This window comes from Halobacteriovorax sp., from assembly GCF_041587335.1.
Taxonomy (GTDB): Bacteria; Bdellovibrionota; Bacteriovoracia; order Bacteriovoracales; family Bacteriovoracaceae; genus Halobacteriovorax.
In genome coordinates this window covers 1-3,121 of record NZ_JBFGYP010000220.1, presented here as the reverse complement: position 1 = coordinate 3,121, position 3,121 = coordinate 1, and the positions used below count along the sequence as shown (strand labels likewise).

General features: G+C 35.3%; 3 protein-coding genes. 2 read left to right on the top strand and 1 reads right to left on the bottom strand.

Going from position 1 to position 3,121, the window contains the following annotated elements:
• Positions 1 to 174 precede the first annotated feature (174 nt).
• The gene (locus ABX784_RS16505) at positions 175 to 669 is read left to right on the top strand and encodes a hypothetical protein (protein ID WP_372656161.1); all 495 of its coding nucleotides are present in this window, start codon (positions 175 to 177) and stop codon (positions 667 to 669) included.
• A 57-nt stretch (positions 670 to 726) separates the two neighbouring features.
• On the top strand, positions 727 to 1,404 hold the full coding sequence (locus tag ABX784_RS16500; protein ID WP_372656160.1) for a PilZ domain-containing protein: 678 nt from the start codon (positions 727 to 729) through the stop codon (positions 1,402 to 1,404).
• Here ABX784_RS16500 and ABX784_RS16495 read toward each other — a convergent pair.
• The coding region (locus ABX784_RS16495; RefSeq protein WP_372656159.1) for a DUF2341 domain-containing protein at positions 1,401 to 3,121 on the bottom strand (1,721 nt) is incomplete at its 5' end. The two genes, ABX784_RS16500 and ABX784_RS16495, sit on opposite strands and share 4 nt — an antisense overlap.

Here is a 3,121-nt window from a genome sequence, read left to right as displayed (position 1 = left end):
GATAATGATAATAATATAGATGATAGACTAATGTCGCCTGAAGATAAGGTTGAGTTTCTAAAAGCTGCTAACGAACAAGAAGTCGACCTTGAAGCAAAGCTAATGGAGTTAGACTACACTCCTGAAGAGATTGAAGAAATGCTATCTGGATTTGAATTATAATTGGAGATTGATATGAAAACAAATTTTAAACGAAGTAAAGTCTATAATCTCTTATTTAAAGGAAGGACTTTCTTAATCAATCCAGTATTTCAAAAAAAATTCATGGGCTTCATTGTTGGATCAGTCATAATCTCAATGGCCGTAATGCATGGAGCGAACTGGGTCTTTTTCAATAGATTTATGGACTATGGAGACAAACTTAATCTTCCAAGTAATCACCCTTTCTACAGACTACTTTTAGAGCAACAAGAGTTTATGACTATTGTATTCTTTATTAGCTCTATCATTCTTTCAGTTGTCCTATGTACGTTCGGGCTTTTCTTCTCTCATAGAATTGCCGGTCCAATTTACCGTATTCAAAAAGTTTTCACAGATGCAGCTAAAGAAGGTCATAAAGTTGAAGAAATCCACTTTAGACATGATGACTTCTTTCAAGAAATACCTACTGCTATGAATGACTACTTTAAAAGACAAGAAGAAATTCAAGTGAACAAGAAGGTTTCTTAATTAGAAGCTAGACCAAGATTCTCTTTTGAGGAATAATATACCTCTAAGGAGAACTTAATGATTAAGCATAATGAATCACTTACAGATGAGTTTGATATCCATTCATTCTTTAGAGTTTTAAATCAAAATAAAACTAAGATCTGGCTATGGCAAAGAGATGACACTAGAAGAATTGTACAATACGCAATGGTTAGAAAAGTTGATCTCATCAAGAAAGTGATTCACATCTCTCCATGTAGCTCAAAAGGATTTAAATTTAAGACAATTCAAGACTTCTTTTTTTATAATGCTGAAAACTCTAAGGCATTCAAGTTTACAGCAAGAGACCTATCCAGAGATATGATTATCTTCCCAATTCCTAAAGCAATACAAACAGTAACAAAAGAGTTTCTTAAAGATGTAGAGCTTGTTGAAAAAGAAAATGAGGATAAGTTTAAACACTTGAGAAATACTCCAAGAGTTCAACCCAATAGCAAGCAAACAGTTTCAATCAAGAGAATAAATATACACTCAGACTTCACACATCAAGAGAAATATACATTATACGACATCTCTTCAGGAGGAATGGGTATTCAAGTTGATGACCCTTCAGAGTTTGATATTGGAGAATTTATTGAAGTACTAATGATTAACTCAAAAACTGTTCCAAAAAGTATGTCAGGAGAGATTGTAAGTATAAAACAAAATGACAATAAATCAGAAGGTTTTAAAGTTGGAGTTAAATTCTCAAACTAATCTATATCTTGCTCACTCCCTACTGTAGTGAAGATAGTTGTTGGAGAATATGATCTAGCTTGCTTCCAAGACAAAACATTTGTTTCATCCTCTACATCATGCTCATAATACATATAGAAATTAGAATCTCCTGTTACTCTAGTTCCAGATAAATAAGAAATAGCAGTTGGGCTCCCAAAGGGAATTACACCTGGATTATTTCCGTCACCAGGAGTACAAACAGCTGAATCATCATTTCCACCAGGGTCTGTGAGTGTAAGATTCACAACTTCAGAGCATACAACAATTATATACTGAGAGTTTCCAGGAATAATATAATCATTAGCAAGTTCTCCCTCGGGCCAAAATGATGTTGAGTCCGATCCATCAGAGTCAGCTTGGCTCACGGCAGTTACAGGTTTGTCAGCTATCACTTTTATACCTAATGCCAATTCCTGATTACCTCCACCAGTAAATTCTACAGTATCACCTCTATCTCCGGAGAATAGCTCCGTCGATCCGTCTGAAAAGTAGATTAAGCCACTTGTACCATCCTCGATTATTCCTACAGATCCACCCTTTGCAGCAGTACCGAGTAAAGACTGCGCAGGTTTCATCATGATAACGCCATCGCTTGCATTAGCGTAATAGTAGAGACCAAGAATTGGAATATCACTCTCTATCAATCCCATTATTGAGACATCATAATCAATATGTAGAGAGCTATTAGGTGGAATACTGTATCCTCCAGAGTCAACAAGAGCTCCGGATCCATTATAATTATAAAGAGTTAAATTTGCAGTAGAAGAGTTTGGATTATAAAGATCCCAATCATCTGTCCCTCTTGATTTAGGATAAGATAGAATAGTAGAGGCAAAGCTTAGTGGAGCGATAGAGTCGGCTCCATCATCATATGTTGTATACCTAGCACTAATAGGTCCATCAACGCTAACAAGTCCATTAATTACATTGTTAACCGTGGTAGCGACACCTGTAGAAATATTTTCAGCTGTGTAACCTGAGTTGGTAAGTATATTTACATTATTATTATCTATATAAGAGGTCACACCATAATTTGATGGTCCTGCAGCTTGTGATAATTCATAATAAATATCTTTATTTGTATCATAACTAAACACTCCCTCAACACTTGATGCTGATGAGATAGAGTCATTCCCATATGAAAGTATTAATTTGTCAGTTCCAGAATCTTGTACTTTGACCCATATTTTTGAATTACCAGAAGGATTCCAGTTTTCAATCCAATAGTCTTGTTCATTGTATAGTTCATCGAAGAAGCGTATATCATCTCCATTATTTTGAACTTTACTATAATCAAAATTAGAAGTGCTAAGATTTACTTCAACCTGAAATTCGTCTTGATCGGTTGCACTACTTAAATCAACCTCTCTATAGTAATCACCACTGATAACCCTTAGTCGCAAAGGTGGTAATTGAATAATAGGAAGTCCATCTGCTGTTACAACAATTGTATTTTCTGAACCGAAGTTAGTAGCGGTCAATGTAGACTTGTATACTCCGTTTGAATCTGAGGTAGCAGAGAAAACACCTGAAGATGTACCGTCTCCTAGAAGAGTAAAAGTTACGGTCATTCCCCCCTCTTGTATTGCAACTCCATTGGAGTCTTTTGCAATGAAGGTTATATTTGTCTCTTCTCCGATATAGAGATCAGTCTTATTAATTTTTATTATTGAATCAACCGCTGAAATGTCACTAT

What these genes read in the sequence shown, in the direction of transcription:
- ABX784_RS16505 (WP_372656161.1), top strand. Translation starts at nt 175, where the DNA reads ATGAAAACAAATTTTAAACGAAGTAAAGTCTATAATCTCTTATTTAAA.
- ABX784_RS16500 (WP_372656160.1), top strand. Translation starts at nt 727, where the DNA reads ATGATTAAGCATAATGAATCACTTACAGATGAGTTTGATATCCATTCA.